Below are 20,992 nucleotides of genomic sequence, written 5' to 3'. Positions count from 1 at the left end.
TTTGCTTATTGTATTTCTATAAATATTTTGCCCCGCTGGGGTTTACCGGTAGAGAATTTTTCGTCCAGTAAAACTATCCTTAAAACAGCTGTAATTTAGCTTTTAGGTTCTTTTACAATTTCCAGATTGCCATCATTTTGTTTGACAATTTTCCAATCAGGATTTAAGGTAATCTCATAAAATTCATTTGTAATTTTTTGGCCTTCGATTTTAGCGGGAAGCGGAAAAACAAGATAAGTTCTTCCGTCTTTGTCATAACTTAAAATTCCAGCTTTACCCAATTGGTTTTTCCCTTCAACTGTAGCAAAATTTCCAAAGTTGTTTCCCGATTTATCTCGTCCTTTAATGCTCGAATACACGATTCCTTTATCACTTAAGGTTAGTGTTCCGTTCATATTAAAAGTGCGTCCATAATGTTCAATATCGGTAATCGCTACTTTCAAAGTTGGTTTCTCAAGAAGTAAATCAGTATAATAATCAATTAGTTTTTTCTGCTCTTCTTCTCGTGCAATTTCTTGCTTGCTTATTTCATTAAAATTGTTTCTGGATTTGGCCGATTCTAATTCTTTTTTATTGATAGTTATTTTTGATTTTAAAATCATAACTTCATAAATATCAGCAAAATTATAAATGTCATCTAAACTTTTTCTCCAAGTGATATTCAGGTAATCAAAAAGCAATCCATAGGCTGGGCCAGTAGCATAAGGAAAAGGTCTTGTGTATGTTTTGGCTTCTTCTCGCTGGTTGATTTCTTCTATGGCTTTTTCATATTTATTATCATAAGAAGATAAAGCAAAACCAGTATAATTGGCTAAACCTTCCAAGGTTTCTATTTCAAGTTCATCCTTCAGGAATTTTGCATATTGGTTTTGTCTTTCTTTACGAAACAGAACAGCATCTTTCAAATAGCTTTTAACTTCTTCGGATTTCTTTTTTTCGACAACAGCCTTCAAAGCATTTTTCAGTGCCTGATATTCCAATCGCAATAAAATGCGAGCCTTGGTTTCGTCAAGATATTCAATCGGATTTCCGTTGAATTTTCTGGATTTCATTTGAAGTAAATGAAATAGCTCGTGAATGATCGTAGCACTTTTATCATCTAGATAATTATTCAGTACTGTCGCATATTCCTTTCCTTCATATTTTTGTGTGGTATTAACAAAAACAAGCGAATTGGGGTCCATAATTTCAGAATACAAAAGGTTTTCTTTTTTGCTATTGGATAATGGAACCAGACTATAAATAGAATTGTCAAAATCGATTACAATAATACTGTCGTTCCAGATTGGTTTTCCCCATAGTTTTCCGTTATCTTTTTCCAAAAGCGCTTTTGCTTCCAAAAGTTTTTGCTGTATGTTTTGTCTGTTTTCTAAAGCTTTCTCTCTTTCTTGTGCAAAGGTAAATTGCAAGATTGTCAAGAAGATTAGTAATAAAAGATTCTTTTTCATTTCCGATTGATGTTTAAGATTTCGGAAACAAAAGTAGAGTGGGTGAGTTTGAAAATTGGTTATACAGAGGTTGAAATTGGGACTAATCCCAAGGATGATTTTTTAATTTCTTTGCCAATTCATGACGATTTGCAACATCTAATTTTGCGTAAAGATTTCTGATATGCGTTTTTACAGTGCTTAGCGAGATAAAAAGTTCATCGGCAATTTCCTTATTCGATTTATCTTCTAAAATCAATCTGGTAATTTTTTCTTCCTGATTGGTTAAGGTCAGATTTGAAATTTCGGATTTTACTTTTTTAGGTTTAAGAGTTTTTATTTTTCGGAATTGAAAAACGGAAATAAGAACCAAAATGAAAACTAGGATGGCGAGAGCATAATTCAGCTTTTTATGAAACGCATATTTTTGCTGTAGAATAACATTTGAGATTTTCGAAATTTCATCTTGATATTGAATATAATAAGAGGTTTCGCCATAGTAGTTTTTGAGCGAGTTGGATATAGCATCATAAAAAGCTTCATTTTTTTCAAAATCGTTTTTTATATTGAAATCATTTCGCTTAATATCCGAAAAGGCCAACAGTTTAAGCAGTGGGTTTTTAATGTTCTTTTCGCTGTATGCTTTCACTTTCTCAGCAAAATCATTTACTGCCTGCTGCTGTGCTTCTTTGTTTTTTATTTGAGCATTATTTTTCTCTAATTGTTCTTCAAAAGATTTCAGTTTTTTCCATTCTTTATCAGTCAAATTACTGTTTTTAGATTGACTAAACCAATTGCTCCCAGATTTAGGAAAATAAATGGTATCTCTATTTGAAAAAATGAAATTATGAAAATTGCTTTTCTCATTATCTGCAACCAATTGCAATCCTTTAATCGAGTTGATATTAGAATGGATGCGGTAAAGTTTGTCTTTTTCAGATAATAGCTGTCCTTTAAATTCAAAATAACCAGAACTATCGGTCTGTGTAGAAAAAAGAATCTGATTTTCGGTAATCATCGTTTCTTCATCATATTTCAGCAGACTCAAATAAACGGTTTTGTTTTTCTGTTCTGTGTCAATATAGCCCGAAATCTTGTATTGTCCATAGCAAGTCGAGCAGGAGAAATGTATAAAAATGAGTGAGAATAAAATTTGTATTGTTCTTTCTTTTAGCATTTTAATGAAATAACTGGAAAGTTTATGAGATTAAAAATACAAAAAAGATCAATGTTTAAGAATGTGTTTTTTTTGAAAGTTTATAAGTTCATCTATAGCGTTTATTCGGCTAGACTAAAAATGAGAAATCTCCCCGTCTCAGCACTTAGAAACGGGGAGATAATCAAAAATAAAAAAAAACACATTTTTTAGAACGAGTATCTCAAGCCAAGCTGACCTTGGAATCTTGAAGCTAATTGATCTACAGTATATGGTGCAGAAGTTGGTTTTTGGAACGTGTAAGTTGGATCGCCTGTTGCAACTCCGCCTAAGTTTCCTGATTTTGTTAAACCAAGACTTGCTGTTGAATTATAAGTGTTAGGAACAAAATAACTTCTTCCCCAATCTTTGTTGATAAGGTTTCCGATATTTGCCATACTGAATGAGATTTGGAAAGTTCCAACTTTAGTAACCTGAATTTCATCCATTAATTTTAAATCTGCTTGAATGTTCCAAGGTGTAGTATCTCCATTTCTTTGAGTAAATGTTCCTCTACGGCTTTTTAAGTAATCATTTCCGTTAATGAAAGCTTCGTAATCAGCTACTTGTTGTGCTGCAGTTGCAGAAGGAACTCCCGCAGCGTTTACGCCAATATATTTTGCTGCTTCTGCTGCATCTTTAAAGATGTAAGCTAAACCTGCTGCTTGCCCTGTACCTGCAATTGTTGAGTTAACGAATCCCCAAGAAAACGGATTTCCAGATTGTGCATTAAAGTAAACATTAGCAGATAAAGTATTGTTTGGTGCCACTTTTACTCCGTAACCTACATTAGAAACAATTCTGTGTTTAATATTAAAGTTAGAAGTTGCCAATTGAGGGTTATTTGGTGTCAACGATTGATTCATCTGGAAGTTACTTTCCATAGAGTTACGAATTCCGTTTGTGATATCTCTAGAATCTCCGTAAGTATAAGCAACCATGAAGTTCAAACCAAAATCGTAAGATTTAGTGATCATTTCTGTAATACTGTAACGGTATCCTTTATTCGTGTTTGATAACAAATAAGCATTTGAGAAAGCTGAGTTTATGTTTGCAGCATAAATTGGCATTTCATGTTTGGTATCATATGAGAAATAAGTTGGATTATCTGTTTTATTTACTTGTTGGAATTCTAGATCACGAATTACTTTAGTATAAATACCTTCAACAGTAAATTTGTATCCGTCAATTGTTTTGTCAAAAGCCAATGAGTTTCTTAAAACAGCTGGCATTTTAAATTTATTGTCAACTAAATCGGCCTGTACTTTTGGCGTAGCATCGTGGTAACCATTTAAACCTCCAGTTGCCAATGGATCTCCTGCTGCTGCAACTTGAGCTGGAGTTAGATTGTTTTTATCATAACTTCCGTATCCAACACCATCATTATAGTAAGCATATCCTAACCAAGCAAAAGGAATTCTTCCTGTAAATACTCCAGATCCACCTCTAATAACAAATGTTTTGTCATCGTCTACATTATAAGTAAATCCAATTCTTGGAGAAACTAAAGCTGTACTGAAGAAGTTATTTTTAATTTGATTTAGAGGAGTATAAGTATACGTTGTTCCGTAATTTGGATCTTCTGGAGAGTTCTGTACTTGTGGGCTCAATTTAGGTTTGTTTGGTAAATCGGTGTAATCTACACGAACACCTGGAACTACTTTCAATTTATTTCCAATTCTTATTTCGTCTTGAGCATAAACGCTGTAAAGGTTTATTTTAAATTTAGCATACGGATCATTAAAGATTTCGTCTCTTGTTGAACCATCAAAAGGATAAGTTCCACGAACACGAGTAGGTAACTTATTGAAGAAATCTGTTAGAGATTTATAAGAAACTCTTCCGTTAAGTGCATTTACGAAACCGTAGTTGATGTCGTAAAACTCATTGTGAGTACCAAATAATAAAGTATGATTTCCTGTTTTATAAGTAAGGTTGTCTGTAATCTCAGTTGTGTTTTGTTTCATATTGAAAACAGTCGCTTCACGATCATTTCCTAAGAAAATAGTTCCGCCATTATATCCAATTTCTGTTTGAGGAAACATGATATTTGCTGATTTTGGATCACGATAATCTTTTATAGCCGAATAACTTGCAATAAAAGAGTTTGACCACTGACTGTTAAAGTGTGTCTTTAACTCTAAAACAGTGCTGATAGCTTGGTTTTTCTGAGTAAAATCCATGCTTGCAAATCTAAAGTTTGCAGCATCACGCTCTAAGTTTGTTGCTTGAGAAATTACAGTATTGTTTCTTAAAGAAAGAGAGTTTTTCTCATTGATTTTCCAATCTATTTTGTTGAAGAATTTTTGGCTCTTAGAGAAGTTGTTATAAGAACCATAAGTTCCAGGATCAAATCCGTAGTTTGATTTTACGAATTGCGAAATCTGTTCTGCAGTTGCATTGTCTACTAGAGAAGTTAATTTTCCATTAGAATCTGTTTGTCCTGCATTATAAAAAACTGGATCTGTTCTTTCAGCATATTCCATGTTAGTAAAGAAGAACAATTTGTCTTTTATGATTGGCAATCCCAATCTGAAACCAACTTGGTAATCTCCAAAAGAATTTGGCATTTTTGAGCCATCACCTGCATTGTTTGGTCCTGTAAGAGCAGCATTTCTTCCGTAGCTGTAAATTGATCCGCTAACTGTGTTTGTACCGCTTCTTGTTACAGCATTTACACTTCCTCCTAAAAAGTTTCCTAATTTAATATCGTAAGGAGCAATGTAAACCTGAATATCTTGTATCGCATCTAAACTGATAGAGTTTGAACGTGTGCTGCTTCCTGGCATTCCAGAAGTTCCTGATTGTCCTCCTAAAGATGGACTAAAACCAATCGCATCATTATTTATAGAACCATCAATTGTTACGTTGTTGTATCTAAAGTTGGTACCAGCAAAAGAGTTGTTTGAACTTTGAGGAACCAATTTTGTAGCATCTTGAATTCCTCTGTTAATTAAAGGAAGCGCATTAACTTGTTTTTCGTTAATACTTGTGCCATTATTTTTAGAAGAAGGTTTAGAACTTGTTATTACAACTTCTTCCAATACATTGTTGTCTGCTTTTGAAAGTGAAATTGCAGGCAGATCATTATCTCCTAAAGCTAAATAAATTTGTGCATTTGAATAATCTTTAGTGTCATTACTTTTTATTTCTAATTCGTAAGGACCACCGGCATTTAAGTTTTCGAAGCTAAAACGACCCTGCTTATCTGTAGTTGCTCTGTAAGTTGCATTTGTAGGCAGATGTGTTAAGGTAACTTGGGCACCGATAACGGCAGTTGTTCCATCATTGACTTTAGCAGACAAAGATGAAGTTGTAATCTGGGCAAAAATACTTCCTGCTGTAAGGAGCATTAAAGCCGAAAAAAAGAGTTTTAGTTTTGTCATGTTATTTATTAGTTTTTATTCACGACAAATAAAATCTCTTTCTTTCGATTCGATTTAAGGCTTATGTTAACGAAAAATCAAAAAACAATTCTTTGTTAATTTATAATGATGAACATGTTATTGAATGAAAAAATGGCTAGCGCTTTAAAATCAAGGAGTTTGTCTCACATGCCCTAAAACAAGGCATTAGAGGTACATTTAAACAAGATTAGAGATAGATTAGAGTATTATGTAAATGTTACGAGCTCAGAAAAATTACTTTCAGAGACAGGGAAAATAGTTTGTTTTTTTGATCAAAAATTAAGGGAAAAGAAGTGAAAAAACAGTGCCTTTTTCAAGTTCAGAAGCTACGGTTAAATCAATGTTATGACGCTTTAGAATCTGCATGGTAATAAAGAGCCCTAATCCTTGTCCTTGAATATGTCGAGTGCGATCACTTCTAAAAAATAGATCAAAAATAGATTTGAGATCTTTCTCGGCAATTCCAGAACCTTGATCGATTACTTTTAAAAGAAGTTTTCCTTGATTTTCAGAAGCAATTATATTTACCTGCAAAGGAAAAGAGAACTTAATAGCATTGTCTATAATATTGTATAAAGCAATAAACAGCAAATGTCTGTTGGCATTTATAGTCAATAGATCTTCATTATTGGCAATGGCATCCAAATTGAGCGCAACTTTAACTTCGGGATATTCGATTTTTTTCTTCTCCAGTACATTCCATACTATTTCATCTATCCTGACCATTTCCATTTGGTCAGGTTCTGAAAGTTCTAATCCAGACAGAATAAGTAATCCGTCAAGAGTCGATTTCAAATGAAAAGTATCATTTCGAAGTGATTTTAATACTTCCACATATTGCTCGTTCGTTCTAGGATGCTGTAATGAAACATCTATATCGCCGATAATAAAAGTAAGTGGCGTTTTAAGTTCGTGTGAAGCATTTTTTAGAAAGTTCTTCTGTATTGTGACACCGCTTTCAAGTCTTTCCAGAAGATAATTGAATGTGGTAATAAGTTCTTTTATTTCATCTTTTCCGCTTGCAGCAGGCATTTCGAGTCTCGAATGCAGATTTTCTGTTGTAATGGTATTTACTTTTGAAATTACATCTTCAAAAGGTCTGAAAGTCTGTCTTGCCAAGAAACGTCCCAAAAGATAATTAAGTGCAATTCCGGCGAGGTAGAAAATAAAAAAGACAATGGCAAATACTTCCAATTGCTGATTCCCGACATCATCAATTCCAGAAACAACAATAATAAAATCACCTTGATTGTCTTTATAGTATAAACCGCTAAATTGCCTTTGATCTCTAGTAAAATGTAATATTCGGTCTCGTGAAATTGCGTTTAATTCCCTATCATTTAATTTAAGAGGCAATTCGTCCTTTAAATACAGTTTCTTCGTTTTGGCATTATAAATTCGAATAGACTGATTGGCGATTTTATTGTATTTCGATTCTATTTCTTCATAGCTTACGCTATCAATTTTTTTAATTTCATCTTTCTCAAAATAGAAAAAAGCAGTTATAAGGGCGTTGTCTTCAAGTTTTTCATAATACAAATCTCTTCTATGGCTTTTAAAAAGCAAAAAGGATCCAATTAGAACAAGTCCAAGGATAAAAGCAAATAGGAGTGTAGAATTTATTGCAAGTTTATTCTTGAGATTCATGAGCCTTATTTTTTAGCATATATCCCGTACCTTTTACGGTGTGTATGAGCGGAAAAGGGAAATTCTTATCGACTTTATTCCTAAGATAATTAATGTAAACATCAACAGTATTAATGCTCATATCAAGATCCATTTGCCAAACGGCTTCAGCAATGGCAATTCTAGATAAAGCTGTTTCTCTGTTCTTCATAAAAAAGATTAAAAGCTTCAGTTCTCTAGACGAAAGATTAAGTTCTTTGCCGTCTCTAGAGGCACTTTGTTCTTTCATATTAATTTTGATTCCGGCGTAAGATTGAAAATCTAAAACTCCAGAGCTAAATTCAGTGCGACGAAGCTGAGCGTTTATTCGAGCCAAAAGTTCTTCAAATAAAAAGGGTTTTGCGAGATAATCATCGGCTCCTGCTTTTAATCCTCTTACTTTTTCTTGCGGAGTATCCAGCGCGCTTAAAATAAGTATTGGAACAATTATTTTTCGATTTCTTAAAACTTCACAGACTTCAAAACCAGAAATATCCGAAAGCATAATATCAAGAATGATAATATCATAAGCATTTTCCATTACTTCGTTAATGGCATCAAAACCTTTGCTTACATTTTTTACCTGATATAATTGTTCTTCGAGTCCTCTTGTAATAAAAGAAGCAACCCTCGGATCGTCTTCGACTAATAATACTTTATTCATTGTTTTTGAAGTAAATTAGGTAATATAATATTCGTTAGAAGTTTTCTTTTCAATCGTCTTCTGATCGTTTAATTCTAAAAGTGTATTCTCTATCATCAAAGACATTGCATCCAACGGAAGATCATTTGGCTGCACACCAAAAGGCTCTTCCAATTCGTCGGCAATTGCTTCTAATGCTACAAAAGTGTAAGCAATAAAAACGATAACAAACGGTGTAATCCATCCCAAAGTTTCAACGAAACCAAACGGAAGAATAAAACAGTAAATATAAACCGTTCGATGCAACAATACACTATATGTGTAGGGAATAGGAGTGCTGGCAATTCTTTCGCATCCTCCAACAATATCAGAAAGTTTATTTAAGTTTTCTTCAAATGCCAATTGCGCCAGACCATCAATTTTGCCTTCTTCTTTTGCTTTTTTTACCCATAATCCCAATTCTCTTAATATTATAATGGGCTTAAAATGAACGTCTTTTAGCTGTTCTTTAAAATCTGAAGAAAGCAAACGATTTAAATCGGCTGTAGCATCAGTATTTCTTAACTGATGTTTTAATGCATAAACAAAAGCACTTAATAAATTAATAAAGTTTTGACTTTCAGATTTGTTGTCTTTGGAATTTAAAAGTGTAATGCTTTGTCTTGCAAGAGATCTGGTGTCGTTTAATAAAGCGCCCCACAGTTTTCTTCCTTCCCAAAAACGATCATAGCTGACATTGTTTCTAAAACCGAGAAATATCGCAAGTGCAATTCCGAACAGAGTAAAAATTGCCGGATTTATATGCAGATTATATTCGAGCAGAAAAGATTTGTAATAGACAATAAGAAAAGAAAACAAAAAGAGTAAAAGTAATCGTGGAAGCAGCTGAGGCAAAACAGAACCTTTCCACTCGAAAAGCATTTTGAACCAGTTTTCTTTTTTCTTAATAATCATTATGCAGGATAAATTGATGCATTAAAAGTAATTAAAAGTATTTATTCACGTGAGTTTTTTGAGAATAAATCTTCTAATTAAAAACGCTAAAAAATTACTCATTCCGTAGGAATGTCTGGTTGTTTGATTTTTTTTCAAAATCCATATCGTAAATCAGGTGTCCCTACAGGACACAATGGCAATGCGTTTTTTTTTCTACCGATCAGATATTCCTAGCGGAATATTTTATTTTAATACATAATTGATTCAGCTAGATTAATGAGTTCATTTTGTGTTTTCATATCAGAATCATTAGCAAATAGAATGATTCCAGAGTTAGTTTCTGGAGAAAAAACAACATAAGAACTAAAACCTAAACTTCCGCCTGTATGCGAAATTCGTATTGGGCCATTTTCAGGTTTGGTTATTTTCCAGTTTAGCCCAATTGCACCTTTGCTAATATCTCCAAAAGTTGGCTGATGGCTCAGTTTGGCATCTTCATTTTTTTCATTTAAATGATATTTGATATATTTCAGCATATCTGAAGTCGAGGAAGCGATAGAAGCGGCGACCTGCATATCCTCCCAATCTATAAAAGGCATTTTTCTTCCTTTAGCATCATATCCAAACGCCATTGAAGCTGGTATTTTATTCTCGCCCAATAAAACGGTATTTTTCATTTTGAGCGGATCTGTGAATTGCTTTTTTAGCAATGTTGCAAATTTTTCTCCGTAAACCGTTTCCATAATATGTCCCAATAACTGAGCTGCTGTATTGCAATGTCTAGCCAATGTTCCTGGAACCGTATCTAATTTCACTTGGTGCAAATCGGTATAAAATTGCTGTCTGCTATATTTTCTGTGCAAAGCATCCAATATATAAGCAATAGAATCTGGGTTGGCTTTTGCAAAAAGATCTTTGTTGTCGGGCATCCAGTTTGGAAGGGCAGAAGTTAGATTGGCAAGGTTTAAAAGCGTAATTGGTGTTCCTTTAAATTGAAGATTTGGATAATCCTGTTTCAAATATTTTCGAATGTCATCTGTCAGATTTACTTTTTTGTTTAGAACAGCTCTTGCCAGTAAAGTTGAAGAAAATGTTTTACTGTTTGAAGCCAGCTCATAAAGTGTATTTGAGGTCGGAAGAACTTGTTTTTCTTTTTGGGTTGAGCCATAATTATAGTAATACTCTTTTCCTTCTTTGATAATTCCTATAGAAAGACCAACTCTACTATTATTGGACATGAACGGAAGAACAGATTTATTGACAAGCGAATCCAATTTGGTTTTTAATAGATTGTCTGCAGGAACTGAACCTTTTTGAGAATAAGCCATTACATTACATAGAATTAGGCTTAATGTGATTAGAAAATTTTTCATTTTAAAGAAGCTGATTTTTATGTTAGTGGTAATTCGATTATTTACATTAAAGCTTTGGCGGAACCAAATTGTCTAAATCTGAAAGACGGTAGAATTTAAGATCATTTAGTTTCATGTATCTGCAGATAAATTCTAAAGTTTCTATTTTGGTCTGATAGTTTTCGGTTATTTCCTTAACAGGTTTGTGACCGCATAGAATTAGAATTTTATTGTTCTTTTTGGCATAATCTAATAATTCTAATAAATAAGGAATGCTAAAATGGATGTGGCTGTTATCTATATCAAAAGCGAATACAATTTTTGAGTTATTAAAATAACTGTCTTGTTTTTCTGGAAGTTCACCACCAAATGCTCTTCCTCTAATAATTTTAAATAGTGGAGACAATGCCTGATCTAGAGAATCTGATCTTTCGCCATAAGGATAAGCAAAAGAAGTAACGTTGAATCCTTTTTTCTTCATAGAAATAATCATAGGATCGATTTCCTGCTTCATGTATTCTTTAACTCCATACTTTTGCGTAAATTTAACAGCGTTGTAATGATGGTAACCATGTCCTGCAATTTCATGTCCGTATTTTTGCATTTCAAGCAATGTTTTAATTTCAGGTGCTCCAATAGAATCTATTCGGCAGACATTAAAAGTAGCTTTCCAAGAATATTTACGTAAAGCTTGATCTGCTTCCGACCATTCGTCGACATAAGCATCATCAAAAGATAAAATGACACCCGCTTTGTAGGCTGGTTTTGCGACTGGTTTTGCTTTTTTATTTTCACATGAAAACAAAGAGAATAACAATAAAAGTAGTAGGGTTTTGGGAAAAAATATCTTCATAGATTTCAGATTTCTAGTGAATTAAACTTAGAATATAATTCAAATCAAATATAAAGAAATTTCTTAATAAGCGATTATTGGGGTAATCTAAATGATTAAAAAGTGAAAGGATATTTTAAGTTCTGAAAAAATAAGAGTTGTTCGTTATTTTACAATTTTCCGTTTTTGCGATTCTCGTACTTTGTCAAAAAATATATTAAAAATGAAAACAAAACTTATTTTAAGCGGATTGTTGATGCTTACCTTTTGGTGTAATGCACAAACTAAAGAGTCTAATTTGAAAGAAGCCAGAAAGGCAATTGAAGCCAGTAATGCGATTTTTGCAGATCTCGCCAACAAAAACGACGGCTCTATTTTAACAAGGTATACAGAAGATGCCTGTCTGTTTCCTCCAAACGGAGAACCAATGTGTGGTGCGGCACAAATCGCTAATTTTTTTAAAGCTGCTCCGCAAGTGCATGTTAAGTTCACCATTCAGCATCTTTATGGAGACGGAAAAACGTCTGTAACAGAGGAAAGTTTTTATGAAATGACTAATCTTGAAGGTAAGAAGTTAGACGAAGGAAAAATAATTGTAATCTGGAAAAAGACAAAAGACGGTTGGAAAATGCATCGCGATATGTTTAGCAGCAATCGTCCGTCAAAAGCTTAGAAACCAATATTTACGGCCTGCTGAAAATCGGAACCATTTTGGATAAGTGAATTTCTTGATGAAGAAGGCGTGATTCCGGTAAATTTCTTGAATTCTTTTATAAAATGCGCTTGGTCGTAATAACCGCATTCATAAGCTATTGTAGTCAGCGATTCTTGGGTGTGAAGCACCATTTGAAGGCTTTTGTTAAACCGAACAACAGCGGTAAATGCAGCTGGACTTAGACCAATATTGGCTTGATAGAGTTTTTGAATGTATCGTTCTGATAAGCCTGAATCTTTTGCTAAAGCAGTTATATTAAAAGGTTGGCTATCGGTTAAAATCTGATGGCTTAACGCTTGTACAACTGTTACTTTTTTTAATCGGGTTTCGTTCTTTTTCAGCTGTTGCAGAAAATGAGATTCTAAAAGACTAATCTTGGAGGTAAGTTCTCTTGCCTCCATTATTTTATGATATAAATCTCTGTTTTCGCCCAAAGCTACATCGTACATATCGGTAGCATAATTGGTAAATTCAGACAAAGGATCTGAGAAAAACAATGCGCTCGCGTGCGGATAAATACGTACAATCAATACCGAAGTGCCTTTTGCAACTGTAAGACGTGTTGGCAACGTAAGATGTCCAAGCAATTCTACGGATGGCGTATCTTTTCGTTTTCCGTTTATAATTGTCGCCGCAGCGCCTCCTGAAATATTGATAATTAGATCGACATAACCACTTGGATAGAAAACTTCGTTATCGAGATTCTTTTCTATAGTAACAACCGTATAGTTTTTTATATAAGGCGCTAATAGTGGCGAAGGCAAAATCTGCATTGGATTCTAGAATTTTATTTCGGTATTAATTTGTTGATTAATAGTGGATTCTAAATTAATAATAAATTCAATATCAACAGAAGCTTGTCGAATTTTTATCTTAAATTTAAGATGAAACATTGGATACTTAAAAATGAAAACAATTACTATCAAGAGAGTTTACATCTATAAAGAAAAAGACGATACGTATCGAATATTGATTGATCGTTTGTGGCCACGAGGAATTAAGAAAACAGATTTGGCTATTGATGAATGGAACAAAGAGATTGCACCTTCGCCTAAATTGCGAATATGGTTCGATCATAAAAAAGAACGCTTTGACGAATTTTCTAAATTATATATAGAAGAATTAAAGTCTAAAACTGAAGAAGTAGAGCATTTAAGGAAAATTGCAGAACAACAGCCATTAACTTTATTGTATGGCGCAAAAGATCCCGAGATTAATCATGCTGTTGTGCTGAAAGAATTTTTACAAAAGTCATGAGAATCATTTATCAATAATCACCCATTTCTCGAACTTTCCGTGATGACTTATTGAAATATCTCGCAGCATATTGTTCATTTTCAAATAAGGAATGCCGTTTTCGTCTTTTACAATTTCTTTATTTTCAACTTCAACTACATTATTTATATTTTCTTGATCATCCACTGCGATTGTATGAATACTTTCTAAAGAAAATATAGTTTTAGTATAATACACATTTTCATTACAACTGACTTTTCCAAAAGCCAAACTAGCACTTAAAGTATCCAATGAACAGGAAAGCTTTTTTGGACTGTATTCCCGAATTTTAGTCTTACGATTATAAATTTTATAAGCTGCTTCTTTCATGCTCCATAAAAGCCAAACCATCGTTTCGGGTTGGTCAAAATCTTTTATGTATTGTTGCTCATTTGCAGTAAAAAGCTTTTCAACAAAACCTTTGCGCTGCCAACGACTTTCAACACGTGACTGCGCAAGATCTATTACATCATTGCCAATCATTTTTGGGCGAGTTTCGTTTCAATAATTTCTAGGGCAGTTTTCACGTCAAGCATACGCTCCATATCGGCATTATCGATTACGATATTAAAATTTTCTTCAAGATCTAGTACAATATCAACTAGATTGGCTGAGTTTATATTGAGATCCTTTATAAAATCGGTTTCTTCGGTTAAGTTATCATAAGCTTCTTGATTGGTAACAAAAGGCTTTATAATTACTTTTAATCTTGCGGTAAGTTCTTTTCTATCCATTTTAGTTTTCAAATTTTTTAAATAGTATACAAGCGTTTACATCGCCAAAACCAAAACTGGCTTTAGCAATTATTTTTGGGCTGACTTTAATTGTTTTTAAAAGTACTTTTGAAGAATCAATAATCGCTACAATTTCAGGATGAAGATCGTCGCAGTTTTTATTTCCAAATATAAATCCTTCATGAAGCTGTAGAACCGAAGCAACACTTTCAATACTTCCTGAAGCGCTTAAACAATGTCCCGTCAAACTTTTTAGAGAATTAATATACGGAAAATCAGAACCACTTCTTTCTAGTGCTTTTGTCCAATTTTCAATTTCCAGACTATCTTTTGTTGTGGCTGTTAAATGACCATTTATAGCGTCAATTTCATTTGGGCTGATTCCTGCATTTTCGATAGCCGTTTTAATGCATCTTTGTACGGCTATACTATTAGGAGCTGTCATGGTTCCGCCGTCTCTTTGCCCGCCAGAATTGACATTTCCGCCCAATATTTCGGCATAAATTGTAGCTCCACGTTCCAATGCAGTTTCTAGATCTTCAATGACAAAAGCTCCGGCACCGCTTCCAGGAACAAATCCTGCAGCAGAAGCACTCATAGGTCTTGAGCCTTCTTCGGGTTTGTCATTAAATCTAGAAGAACAGACACGTAGCGCATCAAAACCGCCCCAAATATAAGGCCCGCTGTCGGAAGTGCTTCCTGCCAGAATACGTTTTGCCTGTCCAGATTGTATACGGTCGTAAGCCATTAAAATAGCTTCTGCACCAGTAGTACATGCCGATGAGTTGGTCGTAACCTGATTTCCTAATCCGATTTTACCGCCCAGATAAGCACTAACGCCGCTATTCATGGTTTGTGCCACAACTGTACTTCCTAATTTTCGGGTTTGGAATTCATCAATTTTATAAATGCTTTCGCGAAATTTGTCTATTCCAGAAGTTCCCGATCCAAAAATAGCTCCGCTGTTCCAATCTGGATTTTCATTTATTGGCAACCCAGCATTGTTCCAAGCTTCCATGCCAGCGATTACGCCATATAAAATTCCTGTGCTGTTAAATCCGCGAAGTTCTAGTTCTGTAAAATACTGCAATTTTAATTCGTCAGATATTTGAGGCTGACCTGCAATCTGACAAGAGAATTGCAATTCTTCTAGCTGTGCATCATGGCGAATTCCCGAAATGCCATTTTGCAGCGCATGAGTAAACGCAGAAATGCCGACACCGTTTGGCGCCGCGACTCCAAGACCTGTTATTACCACTCGTTTTTTCATAATTTCTTTGTTATCATTCCTGCTAGAACACCACGGCAAACTTCTTGTCCCGCTTCGTTTTTCATAACTGCATTGCATTTTAATTTTCCAAAACGGAAAAACAATTTCTCAGAAGTAACTGTTACTTTTTCATTTGGATAAACAGGTTTTAAAAACTCCATATCGGCAGACGTAAAAGCAATCACGGTATTTTCGCCTAAATCATTTCCTAACAAAAATATTCCAAGACAAACCATTCCAATTTGCGCCATTGTTTCGGTCAGAATTACACCTGGAGTTACAGGATTATCTTTAAAATGTCCTTTGTAAAAATCGAGATCTTCGTTGTATGTATAGGTTCCTGTTACGCTGTTTTCATCAGCATGAAGCAGTTCATCGACAAACAAAAAAGGTTTGCTGTACGGAAGTTGTGCTATTATATCAGTTAATTTCATAAGCCTTCAAATTACCATTGCAATAAAACTCTTTGTGCTGAGAATCCTGGACCAAAACTCAGCATTAAACCTTTTTCTCCCTTTTTCGGATTTCGATTCATGATGTTTTCTAAAACATACAAAACTGTAGCGCTCGACATATTTCCGTATTCTCGGAGAATTTCTTTAGTATCATCAATATTTTTCTCCAGTCCTGCAAAAAGCGATTCGACCGTTGTTACAATTTTTTTTCCTCCTGGATGAAATATCATATGATCAATATCTTTAATTTCGAGATTATTCTGTTTAAGAAACGGATGAATTATATCGCCAAAATGAGAAGCAATTGTATCTGGAACTTCAATATCGAGAACCATTTGCAGTCCGCCGTTAGTGAGTTTGAAACCCATCATATGCTCAGCGTCATAAAAATGATACATCTGTTCATCAATAATTTCTGGCCCTGAATCTTCTTCTTTAGAAGATAATAAACAGCAGGCTGCGCCATCTCCAAAAATAGCTGCGCTTACAATATTTGGCATCGAAAAATCATTCAGCTGGAAAGTTGCCGTTGGCGATTCTACTGCAATTACCACAGCACGTTTGCCTGGATTTGATTTCAGAAAATTCTTTGCATAAATAATTCCTGATATTCCGGCCGCACAGCCCATTTCGGTAACGGGAAGGCGAACAATATCTTGTCGTAATTTCATTTTATTAATGAGATAGGCGTCAAGCGAAGGAATCATGATTCCGGTACAGCTTACCGTAATAATATAGTCTAAACTCTGCGGATTCCAGCCTGTTTTTTCTAATGCTTTTTCTAAAACCTGATGTCCCAGAACAATCATTTCGCGACTGTAAATATCATTTTTTTCTTCGAATGAAGTAGCGGTAAAAACCTCAGAAGGTTCCATGATTGAATAGCGTTTGTCTACAGAAGCTCCTTCAAAAATCTTTTTTACTTTTTTGACAAAACGTTCTTCCTGACCTTCGAGCCATAGATCGACTAGCGGAAGTATTTCTTCTGTGGTACGGGAATATTGCGGAAGCTGTTTTACAGCTGTAATGATCTTTACACTCATATTTTTGTAATTATCCACTGGTAGCGAAAAGCCCATTTCCAGTTTATGGAGTAGTTTTTTAAATTTAATTTTTCGGATAAATGCTCCAGTTCGTTCTTTTTGAATCCTTTCAAAATAGAAATCAATCCGTCGTTGCGTGACATATCGTTGAGATTGAAAACAACACCAATAAGTTCAAATAATCGGTAAGCAATTTTACTTCGATGAAGATCGTTTACCACAATGCCTATAACAGTATTTTTGTTTAGCGTATGCATTACTTCTGCAATTTGGTTTGTTGTAAAATGATGCAGTGTTAATGTACACAAAACAATATCGTATTTAAGTTGATTAAAATCGTCACTAAAAATATCCATACAGCGGTATTCTATGTTCGGAAAATCTTTAGAAAGCTTTTTAGCATAATCAATCGTAAAAGCATTGGCATCGACACCAATAAGTCTAAAATTCAGGTTTTGCTTTTTTCCGTATTTAGATAGCATTCGCAACATATCTCCATTTCCGCAACCTATGTCGGCAATAGTAATAGTTTGAGCAGTATCGGCTTTTTTTAAAAGCTGCTTTATGCCATGCAGCGTAAGCTTATTACCGCCAAGTAATTGATTGATAGAAGCAATTTGATCTAAAGCGCCACTGAGTTCTTCGCCTTCAAGCGAAAAATCGTCCATTATTTCAATTTCTTCTGTTCTATATTTAGTGTCTACACTCATTTATTCAACTGTTATTGGTCGGCCGTGTGTTTGTTTTATTATAAGAGAAAGTAATGATGGAGCCGAAGCTGCAATTGTGGTCATTGCATGTGTGAAATTTTTGAATGTTAAAGCTTTGGCTAATATTCGTCCAAAGAATAATCTTTTGCTGAAATGCTTTTTCCATTCCTGAATGTATTTTTTCTCCAATTCGTGTCTGGATTTTATCTTTCCATAATAAAACTCAAGTATTAGCTCAGAAGCAATTTTAGCGCTATGAATAGCCATTGCCATACCGTTGCCACACATTGGATGAATGAGTCCCGCAGTATCGCCAATCATTAAAATATGGTTTTCTACAGGTTTTTTTTTATCAAAAGAAATCTGGCTTATAGTCAGAGGTTTTTCAAATAGGGAAGTGCTATTTTCAAATATAGCTTTCAGTTTCTTGTTTTTATAAAGAACCGATTTTTGGTAATCCTCAATATTCTTATATTTTTTAAAAGTCTCAAAATCGGCTAAGTAGCAAATGTTTATAATGTTGTTTTCAACTTTTGAAACTCCGCAATAACCGCCTTGAAAATTGTATAAGCCAACAAGACTTTCATCAAAATTTCCAGTGTAATGTCCTTTTACGGCTAACCAAGGTGATTTTTTAGAAATAAATGCTCTAGATAAATCCTGATCGATATTGGATCTTTTGCCATAAGCGCCCAAAACGATTTTTGCTGTAAGAATCTGTTCGGAAGTGTTTACCGTAAAAATATCATTTTGAAAAGAAATATGAGTAACTGTTTCTGTTAGAATTGTACAGCCTTTTTCTTTTGCTTTTTGAAATAGAAAATGATCCAATTCGAAACGGCTGATTCCAAAACCGCCCAACGGAAGTCTGGTCTTTGCCGTTTTTCCGTTTTGTGCCGTAAATTCGAAATTTGAAATCGCAGTAGGCTCAAGTTTCTTAACATCTACATCAAGCCAGAATAGATACGGAAGAATTTCATTAGAAATATATTCACCGCAAACTTTGTGTTTTGGATAGGCATTTTTTTCGATAAGAACAACCTTTAATCCTTTTTTGGATAAGTGCAAAGCGCCTGCCAGACCAGCAAGACCGCCTCCAATAATAAGTACATCAGGATTTGTTCTCATACTACCAATTTAGTTATTAATTTGGAAAGAACTTTATTAAATTCGATAAGAAATTAACAAAATTTCAACCTTTGTCTTAAAAGAGTAAAAATGTTTGGGCAGAGAAAATCCAGAAGAAAAATCATTTAAAAGATAATCTTTACTTTTGCCAAAAAATAGCAGCATTTATAAATGACGATACAGGATTTAGTTGGAACTTTTTCTATTTCAGGAAGTAATCAGGATGAAAGTAATGAAATTACATACAAAGGTGTTTTGACTCTAACTTTGGATAAAAACAACCGAATAAAAGCAGACTGGATTATCAATAGTTCTAAGCAAAAAGGAACGGGTTTTTTTAAGGATAATATTTTAGTGATCAATTTTAGTTATAAAGGAGATGACAATAAAACCTATAAAGGAGTTGCGGTTTACAGATGCATCACAAAAGATGTTCTAGACGGATTCTGGTCAGAAAAACATGGAAATCCGCTTTATTTAGGAAGTGAGCATTGTTTGAGAATGGAAACTACTGAACGATTAAATTAAAGAAAACTAGAAGTCAACTTTGTCAAAGTTCAAAACTTTGACAAAGTTTAGTGTTAAAAGTTTATGCTGGATTTGCTACTGTCTTGTATTTTTTGTTATAAAGAATAATAAAACCAATCCATATTACTAGTAAAACCGCAATTAAAATAAGTTCTCTCTCATGCAAGCCATCACGGAAGAAATTGTTTAATGAATGTACTCCTGCAACCGCTAGCAAAGAACCTGTAGAAGAATATACTTTTCCGATTCCCCATGTTCCAAAGAAAATAATTCCAAGGAAAATCATATTGTTTGGTGTTGTTTCTAGATTTAAATGCCAAGCAAACCAAAGAACGGCAATAATTACGATAGAAGTAAATTTAGGAAGTGATTTTAGCTGTTCTTGCAAAAATCCTCGCCATCCTATTTCTTCCAAAAGTCCATAAACTAAAACAGTAAACATTAATAAAATTGGGAATTTGCCAATTGTAACATAATATACACCAGCGATTAAAACTGCTGGAAGTATCCAATATACAGCAAAAGGAAATATTGCGTTTTTGTATATTCCTTTTAAGGACATCGGGTTATGCAAAGAGAATATTTTTATAGCAGCCAGAGCGCCTAAAGCTGGTCCAACTCCGCGTAGCAGAATCACTAAATACGGATTTTCGATTCCGGATAATAAATTGGTTTTTACAGCTGCATATCTGCAGATTACTGCGATTACATAAAAAACTATAATAGCTCCAAAGTTGATTTTATTTTTCATGGTTTAAATTTGTTTGGTTTAGTGAAGCAAACTTATGACGCATAAATGAAAATAAAATTGACTTTGGGTAAGAAATCATTTTTCCATAACTCTTTTTCGAATTCGGCTTAAACTTTCTGCTGTTAATCCGAGATAAGAAGCGATGATTTTTAAAGGTGTTCTCTGAAAAATTTCTGGTCTTCCCTCTATAAGTTTTAAATAACGCTCTTGTGGGGAAAGTGTCAAAAGATTAATCTGTTCTTGCTGTTTGCGTACGTAGAGCATTTCAGAAATGGCTTTTCCAATTCGTAAACCTGTTTCAGATCTTTGATACAATTCATTTAAATCTGAATGAGAAATAGACCATAAAGTTAAATCTTCCAAAGCTTCAGATTTAATAACAGATGGCTGCTGATTTAGAAAAGACATATAATCGCTTATAAAACTATTTTCATACAATAAATTAATGCAAATATCTCTTTTGCCGTCCCAAACAAATAATCCTGCCGATCCTTTAATGATGATGTTAAGGTATTTCTCGACACCATGATAATCTTTTATGATTTCTGATTTCTCAAATTCACGGACTTTAATTTTCTCCGAGAATCCTTTCCAGATAGTCATATCGGCAGTAAAATAATTTTCGAAAATTCTTTTTACTTCTTCAGGAGAGGGACTTTGTGGCATCTTATTAAATTATCAGTTTTGAAATGCCAATATAAGTTTTATCTTTCAAAAGAAAAACAGCTGGGTTATCCTGTTATTTATATTTTTTAGAAGACTGTTAAGACAACTTTGTCAAAGTTCAAAACTTTGACAAAGTTTGACATTTATAACCACAATAATTGTCATTTCGACGAAGGAGAAATCTTCGCAAGAAACTCCGTTCCTATTGTTGGCAATCTTTGTCGAGCTACTTGTGGAGATTTGCTTCGCCAATTCGCTAT

General features: G+C 34.0%; 21 protein-coding genes. 3 read left to right on the top strand and 18 right to left on the bottom strand.

The annotated features are described in order from the left end of the window. Positions 1–95 precede the first annotated feature (95 nt). The 8 genes from AC5ZCW_RS18560 to AC5ZCW_RS18525 form a co-directional block, all read right to left on the bottom strand. Complete coding sequence (locus AC5ZCW_RS18560; protein ID WP_496121184.1) at positions 96–1,448, bottom strand: hypothetical protein; 1,353 nt, start codon at positions 1,446–1,448, stop codon at positions 96–98. An 82-nt stretch (positions 1,449–1,530) separates the two neighbouring features. Beyond that, positions 1,531–2,604, bottom strand: coding sequence for a response regulator transcription factor (locus tag AC5ZCW_RS18555; protein WP_496121183.1), 1,074 nt, complete (start codon positions 2,602–2,604; stop codon positions 1,531–1,533). Positions 2,605–2,792: 188 nt separating this feature from the next. Then, positions 2,793–6,008 (bottom strand): TonB-dependent receptor, encoded by a 3,216-nt coding sequence (locus tag AC5ZCW_RS18550; RefSeq protein WP_496121181.1) that lies wholly within the window; start codon positions 6,006–6,008, stop codon positions 2,793–2,795. Between the two features lie 300 nt (positions 6,009–6,308). Continuing rightward, the gene (locus AC5ZCW_RS18545) at positions 6,309–7,676 is read right to left on the bottom strand and encodes an ATP-binding protein (RefSeq protein WP_496121180.1); all 1,368 of its coding nucleotides are present in this window, start codon (positions 7,674–7,676) and stop codon (positions 6,309–6,311) included. After that, on the bottom strand, positions 7,660–8,358 hold the full coding sequence (locus AC5ZCW_RS18540; protein WP_343544679.1) for a response regulator transcription factor: 699 nt from the start codon (positions 8,356–8,358) through the stop codon (positions 7,660–7,662). Before AC5ZCW_RS18540 ends, AC5ZCW_RS18545 begins: the two co-directional genes overlap by 17 nt. A gap of 15 nt (positions 8,359–8,373) precedes the next feature. Next, positions 8,374–9,291 (bottom strand): bestrophin family protein, encoded by a 918-nt coding sequence (locus AC5ZCW_RS18535; protein WP_496121179.1) that lies wholly within the window; start codon positions 9,289–9,291, stop codon positions 8,374–8,376. Positions 9,292–9,521: 230 nt separating this feature from the next. Next, positions 9,522–10,646: a serine hydrolase domain-containing protein gene (locus AC5ZCW_RS18530; RefSeq protein WP_496121178.1), complete on the bottom strand. Its 1,125-nt coding sequence runs from the start codon at positions 10,644–10,646 to the stop codon at positions 9,522–9,524. Positions 10,647–10,692: 46 nt separating this feature from the next. Then, entirely contained in the window at positions 10,693–11,478 is a 786-nt protein-coding gene (locus AC5ZCW_RS18525; RefSeq protein ID WP_496121177.1) for a polysaccharide deacetylase family protein, read from the bottom strand. Between the two features lie 202 nt (positions 11,479–11,680). On the opposite strand from AC5ZCW_RS18525, the gene AC5ZCW_RS18520 reads away from it, so the two are divergent. Beyond that, positions 11,681–12,130, top strand: a complete 450-nt coding sequence (locus AC5ZCW_RS18520) for a YybH family protein (RefSeq protein WP_496121176.1) — start codon at positions 11,681–11,683, stop codon at positions 12,128–12,130. Here the strand turns inward: AC5ZCW_RS18520 and AC5ZCW_RS18515 are convergent. Continuing rightward, entirely contained in the window at positions 12,127–12,945 is an 819-nt protein-coding gene (locus AC5ZCW_RS18515) for a helix-turn-helix domain-containing protein (RefSeq protein WP_343544674.1), read from the bottom strand. The two genes, AC5ZCW_RS18520 and AC5ZCW_RS18515, sit on opposite strands and share 4 nt — an antisense overlap. A 133-nt stretch (positions 12,946–13,078) precedes the next feature. Between AC5ZCW_RS18515 and AC5ZCW_RS18510 the strand changes: the two genes are divergently transcribed. Next, positions 13,079–13,429, top strand: coding sequence for a DUF488 domain-containing protein (locus tag AC5ZCW_RS18510; RefSeq protein WP_496121175.1), 351 nt, complete (start codon positions 13,079–13,081; stop codon positions 13,427–13,429). 3 nt (positions 13,430–13,432) lie between these two features. Here the strand turns inward: AC5ZCW_RS18510 and AC5ZCW_RS18505 are convergent, their stop codons facing one another. From AC5ZCW_RS18505 to AC5ZCW_RS18475, 7 genes are read right to left on the bottom strand one after another with little or no spacing between them, the layout of a single operon-like run. Further along, complete coding sequence (locus tag AC5ZCW_RS18505; protein ID WP_496121174.1) at positions 13,433–13,930, bottom strand: 4'-phosphopantetheinyl transferase family protein; 498 nt, start codon at positions 13,928–13,930, stop codon at positions 13,433–13,435. Next, the gene (locus AC5ZCW_RS18500; RefSeq protein WP_496121173.1) at positions 13,927–14,181 is read right to left on the bottom strand and encodes an acyl carrier protein; all 255 of its coding nucleotides are present in this window, start codon (positions 14,179–14,181) and stop codon (positions 13,927–13,929) included. Before AC5ZCW_RS18500 ends, AC5ZCW_RS18505 begins: the two co-directional genes overlap by 4 nt. 1 nt (position 14,182) lies before the next feature. Further along, a complete protein-coding gene (locus tag AC5ZCW_RS18495; RefSeq protein WP_496121172.1) occupies positions 14,183–15,451 on the bottom strand; it encodes a beta-ketoacyl-[acyl-carrier-protein] synthase family protein in 1,269 nt (422 codons plus the stop codon). Further along, positions 15,448–15,885, bottom strand: a complete 438-nt coding sequence (locus tag AC5ZCW_RS18490; RefSeq protein ID WP_496121171.1) for a 3-hydroxyacyl-ACP dehydratase FabZ family protein — start codon at positions 15,883–15,885, stop codon at positions 15,448–15,450. Before AC5ZCW_RS18490 ends, AC5ZCW_RS18495 begins: the two co-directional genes overlap by 4 nt. 11 nt (positions 15,886–15,896) lie before the next feature. Next, positions 15,897–16,949 (bottom strand): type III polyketide synthase, encoded by a 1,053-nt coding sequence (locus AC5ZCW_RS18485; RefSeq protein ID WP_496121170.1) that lies wholly within the window; start codon positions 16,947–16,949, stop codon positions 15,897–15,899. Continuing rightward, a complete protein-coding gene (locus AC5ZCW_RS18480) occupies positions 16,946–17,659 on the bottom strand; it encodes a methyltransferase domain-containing protein (RefSeq protein ID WP_496121168.1) in 714 nt (237 codons plus the stop codon). Before AC5ZCW_RS18480 ends, AC5ZCW_RS18485 begins: the two co-directional genes overlap by 4 nt. Then, positions 17,660–18,787, bottom strand: a complete 1,128-nt coding sequence (locus tag AC5ZCW_RS18475; RefSeq protein ID WP_496121167.1) for an NAD(P)/FAD-dependent oxidoreductase — start codon at positions 18,785–18,787, stop codon at positions 17,660–17,662. Between the two features lie 171 nt (positions 18,788–18,958). Between AC5ZCW_RS18475 and AC5ZCW_RS18470 the strand changes: the two genes are divergently transcribed. After that, complete coding sequence (locus tag AC5ZCW_RS18470; RefSeq protein WP_496121166.1) at positions 18,959–19,315, top strand: hypothetical protein; 357 nt, start codon at positions 18,959–18,961, stop codon at positions 19,313–19,315. Positions 19,316–19,376: 61 nt separating this feature from the next. Here the strand turns inward: AC5ZCW_RS18470 and AC5ZCW_RS18465 are convergent, their stop codons facing one another. Together AC5ZCW_RS18465 and AC5ZCW_RS18460 are read right to left on the bottom strand one after the other, a co-directional pair. Further along, on the bottom strand, positions 19,377–20,066 hold the full coding sequence (locus AC5ZCW_RS18465; RefSeq protein WP_496121165.1) for a CPBP family intramembrane glutamic endopeptidase: 690 nt from the start codon (positions 20,064–20,066) through the stop codon (positions 19,377–19,379). Positions 20,067–20,141: 75 nt separating this feature from the next. Continuing rightward, positions 20,142–20,732 carry a Crp/Fnr family transcriptional regulator gene (locus tag AC5ZCW_RS18460; protein ID WP_343544663.1) on the bottom strand — a complete coding sequence of 197 codons (591 nt, stop codon included), beginning with the start codon at positions 20,730–20,732 and terminating at the stop codon, positions 20,142–20,144. Positions 20,733–20,992: the final 260 nt, after the last annotated feature.

Source organism: Flavobacterium sp. PLA-DH12, from assembly GCF_059511845.1.
The sequence above is the reverse complement of the archived record's forward strand: the minus strand, read 5'-3'. Positions and strand labels throughout refer to the sequence as shown.

Coding starts and splice junctions, on each gene's coding strand:
- AC5ZCW_RS18510 (WP_496121175.1), top strand. CDS start 13,079: ATGAAAACAATTACTATCAAGAGAGTTTACATCTATAAAGAAAAAGAC.
- AC5ZCW_RS18550 (WP_496121181.1), bottom strand. CDS start 6,008: ATGACAAAACTAAAACTCTTTTTTTCGGCTTTAATGCTCCTTACAGCA.
- AC5ZCW_RS18560 (WP_496121184.1), bottom strand. CDS start 1,448: ATGAAAAAGAATCTTTTATTACTAATCTTCTTGACAATCTTGCAATTT.
- AC5ZCW_RS18490 (WP_496121171.1), bottom strand. CDS start 15,885: ATGAAATTAACTGATATAATAGCACAACTTCCGTACAGCAAACCTTTT.
- AC5ZCW_RS18505 (WP_496121174.1), bottom strand. CDS start 13,930: ATGATTGGCAATGATGTAATAGATCTTGCGCAGTCACGTGTTGAAAGT.
- AC5ZCW_RS18495 (WP_496121172.1), bottom strand. CDS start 15,451: ATGAAAAAACGAGTGGTAATAACAGGTCTTGGAGTCGCGGCGCCAAAC.
- AC5ZCW_RS18465 (WP_496121165.1), bottom strand. CDS start 20,066: ATGAAAAATAAAATCAACTTTGGAGCTATTATAGTTTTTTATGTAATC.
- AC5ZCW_RS18555 (WP_496121183.1), bottom strand. CDS start 2,604: ATGCTAAAAGAAAGAACAATACAAATTTTATTCTCACTCATTTTTATA.
- AC5ZCW_RS18530 (WP_496121178.1), bottom strand. CDS start 10,646: ATGAAAAATTTTCTAATCACATTAAGCCTAATTCTATGTAATGTAATG.
- AC5ZCW_RS18540 (WP_343544679.1), bottom strand. CDS start 8,358: ATGAATAAAGTATTATTAGTCGAAGACGATCCGAGGGTTGCTTCTTTT.
- AC5ZCW_RS18470 (WP_496121166.1), top strand. CDS start 18,959: ATGACGATACAGGATTTAGTTGGAACTTTTTCTATTTCAGGAAGTAAT.
- AC5ZCW_RS18480 (WP_496121168.1), bottom strand. CDS start 17,659: ATGAGTGTAGACACTAAATATAGAACAGAAGAAATTGAAATAATGGAC.
- AC5ZCW_RS18485 (WP_496121170.1), bottom strand. CDS start 16,949: ATGAGTGTAAAGATCATTACAGCTGTAAAACAGCTTCCGCAATATTCC.
- AC5ZCW_RS18520 (WP_496121176.1), top strand. CDS start 11,681: ATGAAAACAAAACTTATTTTAAGCGGATTGTTGATGCTTACCTTTTGG.
- AC5ZCW_RS18525 (WP_496121177.1), bottom strand. CDS start 11,478: ATGAAGATATTTTTTCCCAAAACCCTACTACTTTTATTGTTATTCTCT.
- AC5ZCW_RS18460 (WP_343544663.1), bottom strand. CDS start 20,732: ATGCCACAAAGTCCCTCTCCTGAAGAAGTAAAAAGAATTTTCGAAAAT.
- AC5ZCW_RS18545 (WP_496121180.1), bottom strand. CDS start 7,676: ATGAATCTCAAGAATAAACTTGCAATAAATTCTACACTCCTATTTGCT.
- AC5ZCW_RS18500 (WP_496121173.1), bottom strand. CDS start 14,181: ATGGATAGAAAAGAACTTACCGCAAGATTAAAAGTAATTATAAAGCCT.
- AC5ZCW_RS18535 (WP_496121179.1), bottom strand. CDS start 9,291: ATGATTATTAAGAAAAAAGAAAACTGGTTCAAAATGCTTTTCGAGTGG.
- AC5ZCW_RS18515 (WP_343544674.1), bottom strand. CDS start 12,945: ATGCAGATTTTGCCTTCGCCACTATTAGCGCCTTATATAAAAAACTAT.
- AC5ZCW_RS18475 (WP_496121167.1), bottom strand. CDS start 18,787: ATGAGAACAAATCCTGATGTACTTATTATTGGAGGCGGTCTTGCTGGT.